General features: G+C 71.2%; 14 protein-coding genes and 1 pseudogene. 4 read left to right on the forward strand and 11 right to left on the reverse strand.

All coding sequences use genetic code 11. The annotated features are described in order from the left end of the window. Positions 1–17: 17 nt before the first annotated feature. The 3 genes from CES90_RS17180 to CES90_RS17190 all read right to left on the reverse strand — a co-directional run bounded on the left by CES90_RS17180 (position 18) and on the right by CES90_RS17190 (position 3,272). Positions 18–1,421, reverse strand: a complete 1,404-nt coding sequence (locus tag CES90_RS17180; RefSeq protein WP_189784392.1) for a flotillin family protein — start codon at positions 1,419–1,421, stop codon at positions 18–20. Between the two features lie 150 nt (positions 1,422–1,571). After that, positions 1,572–1,796, reverse strand: coding sequence for a hypothetical protein (locus CES90_RS17185; RefSeq protein ID WP_184902426.1), 225 nt, complete (start codon positions 1,794–1,796; stop codon positions 1,572–1,574). 24 nt (positions 1,797–1,820) lie between these two features. Beyond that, positions 1,821–3,272 carry an amidase gene (locus CES90_RS17190; RefSeq protein WP_189784391.1) on the reverse strand — a complete coding sequence of 484 codons (1,452 nt, stop codon included), beginning with the start codon at positions 3,270–3,272 and terminating at the stop codon, positions 1,821–1,823. A gap of 559 nt (positions 3,273–3,831) precedes the next feature. Here CES90_RS17190 and CES90_RS17195 point away from each other — a divergent pair. After that, positions 3,832–4,866, forward strand: coding sequence for a LacI family DNA-binding transcriptional regulator (locus tag CES90_RS17195; protein WP_189784390.1), 1,035 nt, complete (start codon positions 3,832–3,834; stop codon positions 4,864–4,866). A gap of 116 nt (positions 4,867–4,982) precedes the next feature. Here CES90_RS17195 and trxA read toward each other — a convergent pair whose 3' ends face one another. Then, the gene (trxA, locus tag CES90_RS17200; RefSeq protein WP_189784389.1) at positions 4,983–5,378 is read right to left on the reverse strand and encodes a thioredoxin; all 396 of its coding nucleotides are present in this window, start codon (positions 5,376–5,378) and stop codon (positions 4,983–4,985) included. Between the two features lie 130 nt (positions 5,379–5,508). Between trxA and CES90_RS17205 the strand changes: the two genes are divergently transcribed. After that, entirely contained in the window at positions 5,509–6,966 is a 1,458-nt protein-coding gene (locus CES90_RS17205; protein WP_189784388.1) for a dihydrolipoyl dehydrogenase family protein, read from the forward strand. 7 nt (positions 6,967–6,973) lie between these two features. Here CES90_RS17205 and CES90_RS17210 read toward each other — a convergent pair whose 3' ends face one another. Continuing rightward, complete coding sequence (locus CES90_RS17210; RefSeq protein ID WP_189784387.1) at positions 6,974–7,630, reverse strand: peptide deformylase; 657 nt, start codon at positions 7,628–7,630, stop codon at positions 6,974–6,976. A gap of 195 nt (positions 7,631–7,825) precedes the next feature. Between CES90_RS17210 and CES90_RS17215 the strand changes: the two genes are divergently transcribed. Next, positions 7,826–9,232 (forward strand): PepSY-associated TM helix domain-containing protein, encoded by a 1,407-nt coding sequence (locus CES90_RS17215; protein ID WP_189784386.1) that lies wholly within the window; start codon positions 7,826–7,828, stop codon positions 9,230–9,232. Between the two features lie 12 nt (positions 9,233–9,244). Here the strand turns inward: CES90_RS17215 and CES90_RS17220 are convergent, their stop codons facing one another. Genes CES90_RS17220 through CES90_RS17230 form a run of 3 tightly spaced genes read right to left on the reverse strand, consistent with a single transcriptional unit; the run spans position 9,245 to position 10,575 of the window. After that, positions 9,245–9,592, reverse strand: a complete 348-nt coding sequence (locus tag CES90_RS17220) for a tetratricopeptide repeat protein (RefSeq protein ID WP_189784385.1) — start codon at positions 9,590–9,592, stop codon at positions 9,245–9,247. A gap of 51 nt (positions 9,593–9,643) precedes the next feature. Then, positions 9,644–10,096 (reverse strand): winged helix DNA-binding protein, encoded by a 453-nt coding sequence (locus tag CES90_RS17225; RefSeq protein WP_189784384.1) that lies wholly within the window; start codon positions 10,094–10,096, stop codon positions 9,644–9,646. Between the two features lie 2 nt (positions 10,097–10,098). Continuing rightward, on the reverse strand, positions 10,099–10,575 hold the full coding sequence (locus CES90_RS17230; protein WP_189784383.1) for a MarR family winged helix-turn-helix transcriptional regulator: 477 nt from the start codon (positions 10,573–10,575) through the stop codon (positions 10,099–10,101). Positions 10,576–10,696: 121 nt separating this feature from the next. Between CES90_RS17230 and CES90_RS17235 the strand changes: the two genes are divergently transcribed. After that, positions 10,697–11,662, forward strand: a complete 966-nt coding sequence (locus tag CES90_RS17235) for a pirin family protein (protein ID WP_189784382.1) — start codon at positions 10,697–10,699, stop codon at positions 11,660–11,662. A gap of 629 nt (positions 11,663–12,291) precedes the next feature. On the opposite strand, the pseudogene CES90_RS17240 reads toward CES90_RS17235, so the two are convergent. The 3 genes and pseudogenes from CES90_RS17240 to CES90_RS17250 all read right to left on the reverse strand — a co-directional run. Continuing rightward, positions 12,292–12,387, reverse strand: a pseudogene (locus CES90_RS17240) (transcriptional regulator); the annotation flags it as partial. Between the two features lie 600 nt (positions 12,388–12,987). Continuing rightward, positions 12,988–13,314, reverse strand: coding sequence for a hypothetical protein (locus CES90_RS17245; protein WP_189784381.1), 327 nt, complete (start codon positions 13,312–13,314; stop codon positions 12,988–12,990). Positions 13,315–13,750: 436 nt separating this feature from the next. Then, positions 13,751–15,016, reverse strand: coding sequence for an MDR family MFS transporter (locus CES90_RS17250; RefSeq protein WP_189784380.1), 1,266 nt, complete (start codon positions 15,014–15,016; stop codon positions 13,751–13,753). Positions 15,017–15,215: the final 199 nt, after the last annotated feature.

The raw sequence follows: 15,215 nt of genomic DNA on the forward strand, positions 1-15,215 counted from the left end.
ACGGCCCAACGCCTGTACTACGACTCCCGATCCACCGGCACCTTCTCAACAGGCAGCCCATTGACCCCGGCCGAGCCGCCGGCAGGCACCCCGTTCTGATTCATGGACGCCAGCAACTGCCGAGCCAGCCCCAACCCGGTCCCGCCCATCGTCAGCGCCTTGGCGAACATGTCCGCCATCCCGTCCGCCCCGTTGAGTAACACCATGTTGTCCACGTTGCCGAACGCACTCGCCCCGGCCTGCACGATCTCCGGCCACCGCTCGGCCAACTGCTGGGCAATCACGGCCTCCTGGTTCTCCGCCAGCGCAGCGGCCCGCGCCTTGATGCCCTCGGCCTCGGCGAGCCCCTTCGCCCGCGTGGCCTCGGCGATGGCGAGCCCCTTCGCCTGCCGGGCGGCGGCCTCGGCCTCACCGGTGGCGCGGGTCGCGTTCGCCTCGGCGGCAGCCGCGAGTTCGGTCTCCTTGGCCTTGGCCTGAGCGGCCGAGATACGGGCGTCGCGCTCGGCCTCGGCGAGGGTGCGCTTCTCATAGGCCTTGGCATCCGCCGGCTTGCGGACGTCCGCCTGGAGCTGCTGTTCGCGCCGGGCCGCCGCCAGCTCCGCGACCCGGGTCTCCTGGACGACGACCTCCTGCATGGCGGCCGCTTCGGCGAGAGGGCCGGCCTGCTTGGCCCTCGCCGAGGCGTTGTCCCGCTCGGCCTGGTAGCCGGCCTGGAGGATCTCACTGTCCCGGGTGGCCTCCGCCATGCGCGCCGCGGCCTGCTGCTCGGCCTCGGTGGCGAGCCGGTTCGCCTCGGCCTGCGCGATACGGGCGTCCCGCTGGACGGCGGCCGCGTGGGGCATGGCGAGGTTCTTGATGTAGCCGGTCGGGTCCTCGATCTCGTGGATCTGCAACGAGTCGACGATCAGGCCCAGCTTCTCCATCTCCGTACCGCAGGCCGCCCGGGTCTGACCGGTGAGCTTCTCGCGGTCGCGGATCATGTCCTCGACCGTCAACCCGCCCACGATGGACCGGAGATGACCGGCGAACACGTTGTGCACCCGCTCCGAGACCCGCTTCTGCTGGTCGAGGAAGCGACGGGCCGCGTTGGCGATGGACACGAAGTCGTCGCCCACCTTGAAGATGACGACACCACGGATCTTCAGCGGAATGCCCTGATGGGTCACGCATTCCACGGCCAACTCTGTCTGGTTCAGATCGAGTGAGAGCTTGCGCACCGCCTGCATCCCGGGCAGCACGAGTGTGCCGCGACCGGTGACGATACGGAAGTTCATGCCCTCCTCCAGGCCCTCCATCTTGTGCTTGGAGCCGGAGATGATCAGAGCCTCGTTGGGTTCGGCGACGCGCCACATGAGTTTGAACAGACCGACCAGTACCAGGACGGCGCCCACGGCCGCCCCCGCGATCATGCCGACGAACATCGGCACACCCCCTCTGCCAGGTGCCCTTTCGGCACCGAACGTCGGAAGTGTCCCGCGTTGCACAGCGGCGGTACAGGTACCGGGGGACCGTTGTTGCAGTCCTGATGCGAAGCCGGTGTCTGAAGGCCGACAGGCAGATCCGACGGACCGTCAACTGTCGTACGCCGCCGAGACATACACCGTGCGCGGCGGCAGATACTCCATCACCATCACGAGCGTCCCCGGCTCGATCCGGTCCTTGGCGGAGGCGGGGTAGGCCAGGAAGTGCTCGGCGCCGCCCCGCACCCGGACGATCACCTCGCCGACGAGCCCGGGACCGACCGCACCGGTCACCCGTCCCATCAGCCCGACCATCGACGCTTCGTCCATGGTCACAGCGTACGGGTCATCGGGTACGGCTCACCTGGTGCGGGCCGAACCGTTCACACCACGGGTGAGCCCGCGTCCTCCCGCCGGCGGCCACAGCTCGTGCCAGCGCTGGTCCGCCTCCAACTGCGCGGCCAGCGACAGGAGCAGGGGCTCGCTGTCGGCCGGGCCGAGCAACTGCGCGCCCACCGGCAGGCCGTCCCCCACGAACCCCGCCGGGACGTTCACCCCGGGCCAGCCGAGCACGTTCCACGGCCAGGCGTACGGGCAGGCGGCGATCATCGCCCGATCGGTGCCGAGGCCGCCGAGGTCGAGCATGGACCCGACGCGCGGCGGGGGAGCGGCGGTCGTCGGCGCCAGCAGCACGTCGTATCCGTACGACGTGAAGAGCGCGCCGATCCGCTGGTGGAGCGTGGCCTCCGCGCGGCGGGCCAGCCTCAGGGGCGCCCCGGCGAGGAGCCGGCCGAGGCGTGCGGCGTCGCGGGTGCGCCGGTCGAGGAGGTCCTGCCGGGCGATCGCGCCGACCCGTTCGGCGATCCCGGCGGTGGCGCGCGGGACGAACGTCAGCCCGATCTGCCCGTAGCGCGGCTCCGCCTCCTCCACCACGTGTCCGAGCGCGGCGAGCCGCTCCGCGACCGCGAGGACCCGTTCCCGTACGCGGGGATCGAGCCGGGCGGGCAGCGCCGTGAACGGCGGCTTCAGCGACAGCGCGATCCGCAGCCGTCCGGGGTCGCGTCCCACTGCCTCGGAGGCCTTGATCGGGGCCGGGCGGTGCAGGTCGCCCTCGTGGTTGCCGCTGGCCGCGTCCAGGAGGAGGGCGGCGTCGGCGACCGTACGGGCGAGGGTGCCGTTGACGGTGATGCCCTGGAAGGACTCCGCGTGCGGCCAGGTCGAGATGCGGCCCCGCTGCGGCTTGATGCCGATCAGGTGGGTCCAGGACGCCGGGATGCGCACCGAGCCCGCGCCGTCCGAGCCCAGCGCGGCCGGCACGAGCCCGGCCGCGACGGCCGCCGCCGAGCCGCCCGAGGAGCCGCCGGGTGTGTGGTCCGGGTGCCAGGGATTACGGGTGGCACCGAAGGCGGGCCCCTCCGTGAACGGCCACTGCCCCAGCTCGCAGGTGTTGGTCTTGCCGACGACGATCGCCCCGGCCGCCCGCAGCCGCCGTACCGCCTCGCCGTCCTCCGGCAGCGAGGGGAACTCGCCCCGGCAGCCGAACGCGGTCGGCTCGCCGGCCACGTCCATGTCGTCCTTCACCGCCACCGGCACCCCGAGCAGCGGCCGTCGCCCGCCCGCGGCCAGCTCCTCGTCCGCCGCGTCGGCCTCCGCCAGCGCCGCCTCCGCCCGCACCCGCCGAAACGCGTTGACCGTCGCCTGGCTCGCCTCGATCCGGGCCAACGCTTTTTCCACGAGCGCCCGTGACGTCACCTCCCCCGCGGCCAGCGCACGGGCACACTCCGCCAGACCCGGGGCACGGTCGGCAGCCATACGGAACACCTCCGGAAGCAGCTTGTCTACTGAACGGTAACGTTCGTGCGGACGCTGCGGTGCGAGGCCGGAATCATGCCTGGCGGGCCCGGCGTTTCCCCAGTGGTTCGTGCCGCGATGACCAGCGCGGCGGCAAGCCACGAGGAGGCCGTCGTACGGCGGCATATGCCCGCCAACTGGCGGGTAACGCCCGTCGCAGCGCACAGTTCACGCCATAGGTGTGAAGCATTGCGGCCTCATGCCATGCGCATAGAATCCCGGCCGCCGAACGGTCCCCTGCGCCCCGAGAGCCACTTCCCGAACACCCGTCACACGTCCGTGGCCAGGCGTGACAGCGCTTACCCACCGGGGCGGGAAACCGAGTGGCCGCCTCGGAAAGACGCCCCATCTCCCCACCTTCGCGAGCATGGCGCGAAATGGTTGCAGCCTTGAACAGATTTCGAACAGATTCGTCAAACTTCCCACCCACATGGATCGGTGGCCCGAGACCCGAGCTTCCGTGTGGCCGAACTCCCCCGGTCGGAACACCCCTCACAGCTTCTGCAAGGATGCCCTCCTCATGGTGCAGATATCGAAAGAGCCCGCCCCGCCGTCGCCCCTGCAACGTTCCGTGCCCACGAGCGCCGATGTGGCCCGTCTCGCGGGAGTCTCACGCGCGACGGTGAGTTATGTCCTCAACAACACCAGTGCCGTCCGCATCAGCGAGCCCACCCGCCGCCGGGTCCACGACGCCGCCAAGGAACTCGGATACGTCCCGCACGCCGCGGCCCGCAGTCTGCGCGCCGGCCACAGCCGCATGGTGCTGATGCCGACCCCGAAGGTGCCCATCGGGCCCCTCTACAGCCAGTTCATCAACGACCTGCAGTGGGCCCTCAGCCGCCTCGACTACACCGTCGTGCAGTACGGCGGCGTCGCCCTGCGCGGCGACGAGGCCGCCCGTGCCTGGGCCGAGCTGCGCCCGGTCGCGGTGATCGTCCCCGGCGAAGGGCTCGGCCCCCAGGGCGTGGCCGTCCTGAAGCGCTCCGGCGCCCGCGCCGTCGTCGCGCTCAGCCCCGAGCCCGTCGAGGGCGCCCATGTGCTGCTCCTGGACCACGGCTGCGTCGGCCACAGCGCCGGCCGGCACCTGGTCGAGCGAGGGCGCCGCCGTATAGGCGTCGTCGTACCCGAGGAACCCGGCCTCGGGGTCTTCTCCCAGCCGCGACTCGCGGGCGTACGACGCGCGGTGCGCGGCACGGAGGCGACGGTCACGGAGCTGCCCCTGGCGTACGACGAGGGGGCCGCGGCGCAACTCGCCGCGCGGTGGCGCTCCCTCGGTCTGGACGCCGTGTTCGCGTACAACGACGAGTACGCGATGCTGCTGCTGCGGGCCCTGCAGGACGAGGGCATCGGCGTCCCCGACGAGACGGCCGTGGTCGGTGCCGACGACCTGATGCTCGGCCGGTTGCTGCGCCCCCGCCTCAGCACCGTCCACATCGAACTACCGGCCGGCCGCGACCTCGCCGAACTCGTCGACCGCGCGGTCCGTGACGCCGGCATGATCCCCGCGACCCACGACGTACTCGGCGCGAGAATCGTCCACCGCGAATCGAGCTGACGAGGTGCCGACGCCGACCGGACCCCGAGCGCGGGCCCAACTCAAGGACCGCTGCTCGGAGTTGTCCCCGGCCGTGTGACTGCCGCTCCTGTCCCTCCTGCCGTGAACCGGCCGTCTCACTGACCGTTCTGCTCGGCCTGCGCCTGCTGTTCGGCGACCGCCTTACGGACCTCGTCCATGTCGAGCTTGCGGGCTCGTCCGATGACGTCGGTCAGCGCCGCCTCCGGCAGGGCGCCCGGCTGTGCGAACACGGCGACCTGGTCACGGACGATCATCAGCGTCGGGATCGACTGAATGGCGAAGGCCTGGGCCAGCTCCGGCTGCGCCTCGGTGTCCACCTTGCCGAACACCAGGTCGGGGTTGTCCGCGGCGGCCTTCTCGTAGACCGGCGCGAACTGGCGGCACGGCCCGCACCAGGACGCCCAGAAGTCGATCAGGACGAAGTCGTTCTCGGTGACCGTCTGGTCGAAGTTCTCCTTGGTGAGCTCCACGGTGCTGCTCATGGCGTCCATCCTTCTTCTTCCTGGACTCGCTGGTCTCAAGGCTCGGGGCGAGCCGCTGTCGACAACGCCACCCGGAGGTGGCGTATTCCGCGCGCGTACCCGTGTGGCCACGACGCACACCAACAACCAGACTGACCCCATGACGGAAACGGAACACACCGACAACACAACGCGTTCGACCACGACCGACTACGACGTCGTGGTGCTCGGTGCCGGACCCGTGGGGGAGAACGTCGTCGACCGCACCCGCGCCGCCGGCCTGTCCACCGCGGTCGTGGAGAGCGAACTGGTCGGCGGCGAGTGCTCGTACTGGGCGTGCATGCCCAGCAAGGCCCTGCTGCGCCCCGCGATCGCCCGTGCCGACGCCCGCCGCGTCCCCGGCCTGCGCCACCTGGTGCAGGGCCCACTGGACGCCGCCGAAGTCCTCGCCCACCGTGACTACGAGACCGCCCACTGGAAGGACGACGGCCAGATCTCGTGGCTGGAGAGCATCGGGGCGGACCTCTACCGCGGCAAGGGCCGTCTGGCCGGCTCCCGCAGGGTCGAGGTCGACGCCCCGGACGGCGGCCGCCACGTCCTCACCGCCCGGCACGCGGTGGTGATCTCCACCGGCAGCCGCGCCCAACTGCCCGACCTGCCGGGGCTCGCGCAGGTCAGGCCCTGGACGAGCCGCGAGGCCACCAGTGCGAAGGAGGTCCCGGACCGGCTGCTCGTCGTGGGCGGCGGTGTCGTCGCCGTCGAGATGGCCACCGCCTGGCAGGCCCTCGGCTCCGAGGTCACCGTCCTCGTACGCGGCAAGGGGCTGCTGCCCCGGATGGAGCCCTTCGCCGGTGAACTCGTCGCCGAGGCGCTCACGGAGGCCGGCGCGGACATCCGCACCGGGACCTCGGTGACGGCGGTGACCCGCGAGAACGGCACCGTGGTGGCCCTCACCGACGCCGGCGACCGCCTGGAGGCCGACGAGATCCTCTTCGCCACCGGACGCGCCCCGCGCACCGATGACCTCGGCCTCGACACGGTCGGCCTGGAACCCGGCTCATGGCTGCCCGTCGACGACAGCCTCCGGGTGACGGGCAGCTCCTGGCTCTACGCGGTCGGCGACGTCAACCACCGGGCGCTGCTGACCCACCAAGGCAAGTACCAGGCGCGTATCGCCGGGGCCGCCATCGCCGCCCGTGCGGCCGGGGTCCCCCTCCTGGAGAGCGACCCCTGGGGCGCCCACGCCGCCACCGCCGACCACGCCGCCGTTCCGCAGGTCGTCTTCACCGACCCCGAGGCCGCCGCCGTGGGCCTCTCCCTCGCCGAGGCGGAACAGGCCGGCCACCGCGTCCGCGCCGTCGACGTCGAGTTCTCCTCCGTGGCGGGGGCGGGCCTGTACGCCGACGGCTACCGGGGCCGCGCCCGCATGGTCGTCGACCTCGACCACGAGACCCTCCGCGGGGTCACCTTCGTCGGCCCTGCCGTCAGCGAACTCCTGCAGTCCGCCACGATCGCCGTCGCCGGCGAGGTCCCCGTCAGCCGCCTCTGGCACGCGGTGCCCTCGTACCCGACGGTCAGCGAGGTGTGGCTGCGACTGCTGGAGGCGTACCGGGGCTGACGATGTCTCACTCCGGCAGCAGGAACCCGAGGTCCCGGGCGGCGCGGGCCGGGGTCGGGTCGTTCCAGCGGTCGGCCATCGCCTGGTTCGAGGAGAAGGAGCGCAGCTCGGCGCGGTCGAGGTAGAGCGTGCCGCCCAGGTGGTCCGTCTCGTGCTGGACGATCCGGGCGGGCCACCCCGCGAACTCCTCGTCCACCGCCTGCCCGTGTTCGTCGAGCGCCCGCAGCCGGACCTTGGCGTGCCGGGCCACGACGGCCTGCCAGCCAGGCACGCTCAGGCAGCCCTCGAAGAACGCGTCACGGTACGGCCCCACCGCCTCGTACGACGGGTTGACCAGGACGCGGAACGGCTGCGGGACCCGGCCGCGGGCGAGCCGTACCTCCTCCGGGACCGGCGCCGGGTCCTCGATCACCGCGATCCGCAGGGACACCCCGACCTGCGGTGCGGCGAGGCCGACGCCCGGCGCCGCGTGCATGGTGGCGCGCAGGGCGGCGACAAAGCGGGCCAGGAGGGCGGGGTCCAGCTGGCCGGTGAAGGGCTCGGCGGTGCGGCGCAGCACCGGGTCGCCCGCGGCGACGATCGGCAGCGGGCCCTCATGGGCGAGGAGTTCCTCGACCCGGTCGCTCAGGGGGCGGGACTCGGTGCGATCACGTTCATAGGCCATCGAGCCAGCATGCCAAGCGGGTTGGCGGGAAGCGAGGCGGCTCTCGCGGACTCACCGTCGGCAGGGGAGTGGCACACCGCACTCGGGCGTGTGACCCGCATCACAGATCCTCCGGGAACTCGGTGCCTCCGCGCCCCGACTACTGAACCGCTATCGAACCACCACGACGTCCCCGCACCCCGGAGTGTCCCGCCGATGACCATCGCCCCCGCGACCGAGACGGACGAGCCCCAGAAACCCGTCAAGCCCGACGTCACCACGAAGGGCTGGGTCTCGCTCCGGCCGCTCGCCCTGCGACTGCACTTCTACGCGGGCGTCCTCGTCGCCCCGTTCCTGCTGGTCGCCGCCCTCACGGGTGGGATGTACGCCGCGTCGTTCCAGATCGAGAGGATCGTGTACGCCGACGAGATGACAGTCTCGAAGGTGGGCGACGAGAAGCTGCCGATCTCCGAACAGGTGGCCGCGGCCCGCGAGGAGTACCCCGAGGGCACCCTCTCGGCCGTACGCCCTTCCCCGGAGGAGGACGCGACGACCCGGGTGCTGCTGTCGGGGATCGAGGGCGTCGACGAGGCCTCGACGCTCGCGGTGTTCGTCGACCCGTACACGGCGGAGGTGCGCGGGGCGCTGGAGCAGTACGGGTCGACCGGCGCCCTGCCCGTGCGGGCCTGGATCAGCCGGTTCCACGCCAACCTGCACCTCGGCGAGACCGGGCGCCTCTACAGCGAACTCGCCGCCAGCTGGCTGTGGGTCATCTCGGGCGGCGGTCTCGTGCTGTGGTTCGCCCGCCGCCGTGCCCAGCGCAAGGTGCGCGGAACCAGTGGCCGCCGTCGCACCCTGGGGCTGCACGGCACGGTCGGCGTGTGGGCCGCCGCCGGGTTCTTCTTCCTCTCGGCGACGGGTCTGACCTGGTCGGCGTACGCCGGTGCGAACATCGACGTGCTGCGCACCGAGCTCCGCCAGGCGACCCCCGCCATCTCGGCCGCGGCCGGCGACCACGGGGGCCATGACGCCGGCACGGCGGAGGGCGGGGCCGCCGCGGAAGGCGACCTGGACAAGATCCTCGCCGCCGCACGCGCCGAGGGCCTGGGCGACCCCGTGGAGATCGTGCCGCCCGCGGACGCGTCCTCCACGTACGTGGTGAGGCAGGTCCAGCGCAGCTGGCCCACCAAGCAGGACGCGGTGGCCGTCGATCCGACGACCACCGAGGTCACCGACACGCTCCGGTTCGCCGACTTCCCGGTGCTCGCCAAGCTCACCCGCTGGGGCATCGACGCCCACACCGGTGTCCTGTTCGGCATCGTCAACCAGATCGTCCTGCTGTCGCTGGCGGCCTCGCTGGTCCTGCTGATCCTCTGGGGCTACCGCATGTGGTGGCAGCGCGGCCGGGCCTCGTCCTTCGGCCGCCCGATCCCGCGCGGCGCCTGGCAGCACGTGCCACCGCACATCCTGGTCCCCGTGCTGGCGGCCGTCGCCGTCCTCGGCTACTTCGTCCCGCTGCTCGGCATCCCGCTCGCCGTGTTCATCGCGGTGGACGTCGTACTGGGCGAGATCGCGTACCGGCGCGGCAAGCGAACGTACGGCGACCGGGCGGAGACGGAGTAGGGCGCACGCACGTCACCGTCGCTCGAAGTCACCCGCGAGTGCCGAGGCTATCCGCAGGTGGGACTCGGCCTCGTCGTGCCGGGCCTGTCGCTGGAGCGTGCGGCCCAGCATCAGCCGGGCGTAGTGCTCCACCGGGTCCCGCTCGACGAGGATGCGCAACTCGGCCTCGGCACGGCGAAGTTGGGCCGAGTGGTAGTAGGCGCGGGCCAGCAGCAGCCGGGGGCCGGTCTGCTCCGGCACCTCCTCGACGAGTGCGCCGAGGACGCGTGCGGCGGCCGCGTAGTCCTTGGCGTCGAAGAACATCCGCGCGCGCTCCCAGCGCTCGGCCGGTGTCCCGTGGTCGTAGTACGTCGTGTCCACTGGTGACCTCCTTCGACGGCCCACAACCCCGACCAGCTATTGAATATTCCACTACTTCATGGCGGCCAGCTCCGCGTTCGCCCGCTCGGTGACGAGGGCCAGTACGCGACCGGCGACCGCCAGATCCTCGGCAGGGATGCCGGCGTAGATCCGGGCGGAGATGGGCGCGGTATCGGCGGTGGTTTTGGTGTGCAACTCCCGTCCGGCGTCGGTGAACCTGAGCCGGGACGGCTGTGCCGGGTCCGGCTCCAGCAACCGCGCGGAGACCAACTCATCGACGACGGCCTGTATGTCGGCTGTCTCGACCTTGAGGGAGCCGACGACCTGGTCCACGAGCAGGTCCCGGTCGACGGGTTCGTCGGCGACCGCGACGACCCGGAGGGCCACCGACTGCTGGAACGTGGCGCCGTGACCGGCCAGCACGTTCTCCAGGACCGCGCGGCCGGCGTAGTGGGCGAGGGCGATGACCCGGCCGTTGACAGTGGGTGTCGCGGTGGTGGCCATGACTACTCCTTCTCGTGCTCGGTGACAGGGGTGAGAGGTACGTCGAGGAGGGCCGTCAGCTCGCGGGTGAACTCCCGTGTACGGGTGCTGTCGAGACCGCCGAGCGGCCCCAGCAGCTGTTGCAGCAGCCCCTGGACGACCTCGATCGCCCGCCGGGCCACAGTGCGCCCCTCCTCGGTGAGCGCCAGCTGTACGGCGCGCGGGTCGCGGGGGTCCCGGGCGCGTTCGACGAGCCCGGCGGTCTCCAGGGCGCGGGCCAGCTTGGAGACGTAGAGCGCCTCCAGGCCGGTGTGGTCCGCGAGCTGCCGCTGACTGGGCCGCAGGCCGGAGCGGTGCATGCCGTGGAGCGACGCCACCAGCGAGTACTGCGCGTGCGTCAGTCCCAGCGGAGCGACCGCACGGTCGACCGCGACCCGCCACTTCATGGACAGGCGCCAGACGAGAAACCCGGGCGTAGCGCCCTCGGAAGTCGAACTCATGACAGATAGCGTACATGGCTACTGTAGCCATGGCTACTATTTTCGCGGGAGGCCCTGAGGCAGGTGGAGAGAGGGACTGGCGGACTGACGGCGGGTGCCGCTCGGGTCTAGGTTGTGAGGTATGAGCAATCTTGATCGCGAGGCGGTGCCCTCGGTGTGCGGCGGCCGGGGTTTCGTCGTGGCCGAGCCGGTTCGTGAACTCCTCAGCCCTCGCCGGGTACCGCTCGGCGAGTCCACCGAGGTCCGGCGGCTGCTGCCCAACCTGGGCCGCCGTATGGTAGGTGCCTGGGCCTTCGTCGACCATTACGGGCCGGACGACATCGCCGACGAGCCCGGCATGCAGGTCCCGCCGCACCCGCACATGGGCCTGCAGACCGTCAGCTGGCTGCACGAGGGTGAGGTGCTGCACCGCGATTCCACGGGCAGCCTGCAGACGATCCGGCCGCGCGAGCTCGGTCTGATGACGTCCGGCCGCGCGATCTCGCACTCCGAGGAGAGCCCCAAGCCGCACGCCCGTTTCCTGCACGGCGCCCAGCTGTGGGTCGCCCTGCCGGACAGCCACCGGCACACCGACCCGCGCTTCGAGCACCACGCCGAGCTGCCGACCGTCACCGCGCCCGGCCTGAGCGCCACACTCATCCTCGGCTCCCTCGACGGCGCGACCTCGCCAGGCACCACGTTCACTCCGATCGTCGGCGCCGACCTCGCCCTGACCCGCGGCGCCGATCTGCGCCTGCCCCTCGAACCCGACTTCGAGTACGCCGTCCTGTCCATGTCCGGCGAGGCCCACGTCGACGGCGTCCCCGTCCTCCCCGGCTCCATGCTCTACCTCGGCTGCGGCCGCTCCGAACTCCCCCTGCGCGCCGAGTCGGACGCCGCCCTCATGCTCCTCGGTGGAGAGCCCTTCGAGGAGGAGCTCATCATGTTCTGGAACTGGATCGGACGGTCGCAGGATGAGATCGTACAGGCGCGCCGGGACTGGATGGAAGGGACGCGGTTCGGGGAGGTGAAGGGTTATGACGGGGATCCCCTGCCAGCCCCCGAGCTGCCGCCGACGCCTCTGAAGCCGCGAGGGAGAGCCCGTTGACCTGCGGAAACGATTGATCATTCGGTGCCGGCGGGTGACGCGCTGTCGGGTTCTGGCTCCCGCTCGGCGGCCGCTCGCGGGGGAGTGGATGGGTGTGCCGCAGCTACGGTTTCGGGCACTGGGCGGTTCCAGGGTCTGGCTGTCCGTTGGCAGCTGTGGCAGGACTCTTGCTAACCCTTTGCTAACTCTACTGATGCGTCATCAGGTTTTGTCGGCGGCTCGTGCTCCCCCTTTGGGGGTGTGGAGGGGGCATTGCCGACTGAGTGGTCAACGGAGGATTCCGGCTTGGCGGGCGACCGAGTCGCACCCTGGTATCAGGACCTGGCGCTCGGCCTGTCGTCATGTAGCAATTCCACAAGGCGTGAGTGTCCGTAGTAGTGAGCGCTCTCGGTACTGCTTCCCGGAGGGGGACGCCTATCGGATTGCTCCTGGCAGCTTCTTCGTCTGCTGGTGGTACACCGTGGGTGCGGCTCTGACCAGCTCGAATAGCGGACCCGAGGCGCAGTTGGCGGAATCTGGCCCGCGTATGGTCCGGATCTTGGACGTTAGCTGGGTCGGGATCGGTCGGACGGAGGGGCATGGCAGGCGGACCGCGATTTCGCGAGGCGAGAGACGAAGAGATCTTCTTCCTGGCGCAGGGCGAGCAGGATCCGGCAGCGGGTTGGGTCGGCGAGTGCGCGGCCGAAGCGGGCCAGCACGTCGACGTCGGAGGCAACGATCAGCACACCCAAGACAGTTCACAGATCCCTGAATTCAGGCACCCGTGCACTACAAGGCGTCGTGGCGATCTCGTTACTTGAGGGTTCACCTACCGGGGTAGATCCAGTTAGGGTGCCCTAAGTGTAGTGATCGAGTCCCAAGGGCTACTTATGGCGCGCAGGGGCTCAAACCACCCTCTCTTGCATGAGCAGGACCTTCCATGCGTACGCCCCCCGTGGTGTCTTCGTGGCTCTCGTTCTCACTCCGCTGCTCGCAGGCTGTTTCGTGTCCGGCGGGCAATGCACGGGCACGGGCGCTGAAGGAGGATCGGAAGGGCGACTGAGGGTCGCGCTCGCCCGGCCGCCGGTGATGGCGCTGTCCCCGTACAGCGACGACGCCACCTTGCTGGGCAAGCTCTCCGTGGTCGAAGGACTGACCGCCCTGGACAAGAACGGCGCTGCGGCCCCCGCTCTGGCGAAGTCCTGGAACAGGAGGTGCCCGCGTCGCCTTGGGCCAGCCCGCCCAGCCAGTGCGCGAGATGCGTGAGCGGCCCCTCGTCCAGGCCCGGTTGCTCCCGAACAGCGGCCAGTGTGTCGGGCGAGTGGCCTCCTCATCCGCTCCCGCCCTCAGTCGCACACCCATTCGGCACGGACGCCCTCGGCCGCGACCTGCTGGCCCGCCTCGGCCACGGAGCGCTGCGCACGGTGGGCGTGGCCCTCGCGGTGACCGCGGTGTGCACGCTCACCGGGCTGTTGCTCGGCATGGCCGCACAGGTCGGAGCGGGGCTCGGGGAAGTGGTGTCGACGATGACGGCGGTCCTCGCCGGAATGCTGACCACTGCGGTGACCGGCTCCTCGGCCTCGGGTGCGGCCCTCGTGGTCTCCCTGGTCGGCTGGATCCCCTACGCAGCCCAGGCCGCGGCCCCGCTGGAACAGGAGCGGGCCGGCGGCCACTTGCTCGCCTCCCTCTCCTTCGGCGCCGGACCGGACTACCTTCTGCGCCACCACCTGCTGCCCGCCGTACTGCCCCCGGCCTGCGCAACGCCCTCCTGCGCCTGCCCACCACCGTCCTCGTCCTGGCCTCCCTGGGCTTCCTCGGCCTTGGCGAACGGCCGCCCACCGCAGAGTGGGGCCGCCTGCTGTCGGAGAACCAGCCGTACGCCGAACTGGCGCCCTGGACCGTACTCGGCCCGGCAGGCGCATTCGCCCTGCTCTCCGTCCTCGCCCTGTCCGACACGGACACCACTGCTGCGCGCAGCCGGAAATACATCCCGCCCCAGTCCAGCTGACGTTGAGGCCTGGCGGGGTGGTGCGGCTGAGAAGGCGACGGGTCAGGCCGTCTGTGTGCGGGCAGGAACGGATGACGTCAGTGAGCCCCTCCCATATCCGTCTACCGTTCAGAGCAGCTCGGCAGGATTGCCACCGCTAGGGCTGGCACTGCGGCGAGGATCAGCCAGGGGACGGCAGGTGGCAGGTCGAGGTCGAGCAGGGAGCCGGTGACTGAGCTGCCGATGAGGACGATCAGGCCGGAGACGGAGGACAGCGCGCCGGTGTAGAGGCCGATGCGGCCGTTCTCGGCGAGGTCGGGCACCCAGGCGCGGGCGGCGGGGACGACCAGCATCTGGCCGAGGGTGAGCAGGACGACGTACCCGGCGGCGGGCAGCAACCCCGCCACACCCGTCCAGCCGGCGGGCCGGGCGGCGGCCACGACCCCGAGACCGGCCGCGATGAGCAGCAGCCCGGCGATCATCGAGCGGCGCAGGCCGAGCCGGTCGCCTGCCCAGTGTGTGAGGGGCAGTTGGGCGCAGACGACCAGCAGGGAGGACAGGGCGAACAGCCAGGACAGGGCCGCCTGGGAGCCGGTCGCGCGCCGCACCTCGTCCGGCAGGGCGAGGTAGAGCTGATTGTAGGCGAGCAGGTAGGTGCCGTAGGCGCAGCACAGGGCGAGGAAGCTGCGGTTGCGCAGCAGGACGCGCGTGCCGCCCCGCTGTCGGGTGCGCACTCGGCCGGGGATGTGCTGCGGCATCAGCCATATGTGACCGGCCAGAACGAGGACGAAAACGGCGGCTCCGGCGAGGCAGGTGGTGCGGAAGTCCACGGCGAGCAACAGGGCGCCGAGCAGCGGGCCGATGAAGGCACCGGCCTGTCCGGCCGCGCTCAGCAGAGCCAACACACCAGTGCGGAAACCGTGGCCCTCCTCCTCCCTGATCACCGCCTGCCGGGCCACTTCGGACTCCACCGCCGGGGAGAACAGCGCGGCGGCGAAGCCGATGAGAAGCACCGCGCCGATCACCGTCCAGGTCTGTTCCGCGTACCCCAGCCAGGCGAAGCCGGCAACCCGCAGCACGCAGCCGGCCAGCACGATCGGGCGTACGCCGTAGCGGTCGACGAGTGCGCCGCCGACCACGAAGAGGCCCTGCTGGCTGAAGGTGCGCAGACCCAGGACGAAGCCGACCATCCACCCCGCCATGCCAAGCGCGGTGCCGAGGTGCTCGGCGAGGAACGGCAGAACGGCGTAGAAGCCGATACCGGAGGTGAGCTGGGTAAGGATCAGCAGCCGCAGCAGCGGTGACAGATGCTTCCAGGTCCGCTCGCGTGAAGGCTTGGTCGTCTGGACGGTTCGACGGGTCAGGGCGCGGGAGATGAGATCGGGCATGGTGGCGTCCGTCGGTTCCTGGGTGTGTGAGTACGGGCGTACGCGGTCGTTCCGACACCGTCGGCGCCGACCCGCTGGGATGGTCCGTGTGCGCTCCGGGGTGGGCTGACGCCCGCCGCGTCAGCCTGGGGATTCGACCTCGCCGGCCGCAGTGACCGCGAGCGCCCCGAGCAGGGCCCAGGACGGCGGCCGGGGCGAG

Origin of the sequence: Streptomyces capitiformicae, assembly GCF_002214185.1 — a bacterium.
Classification (GTDB): domain Bacteria; phylum Actinomycetota; class Actinomycetes; order Streptomycetales; family Streptomycetaceae; genus Streptomyces; species Streptomyces capitiformicae.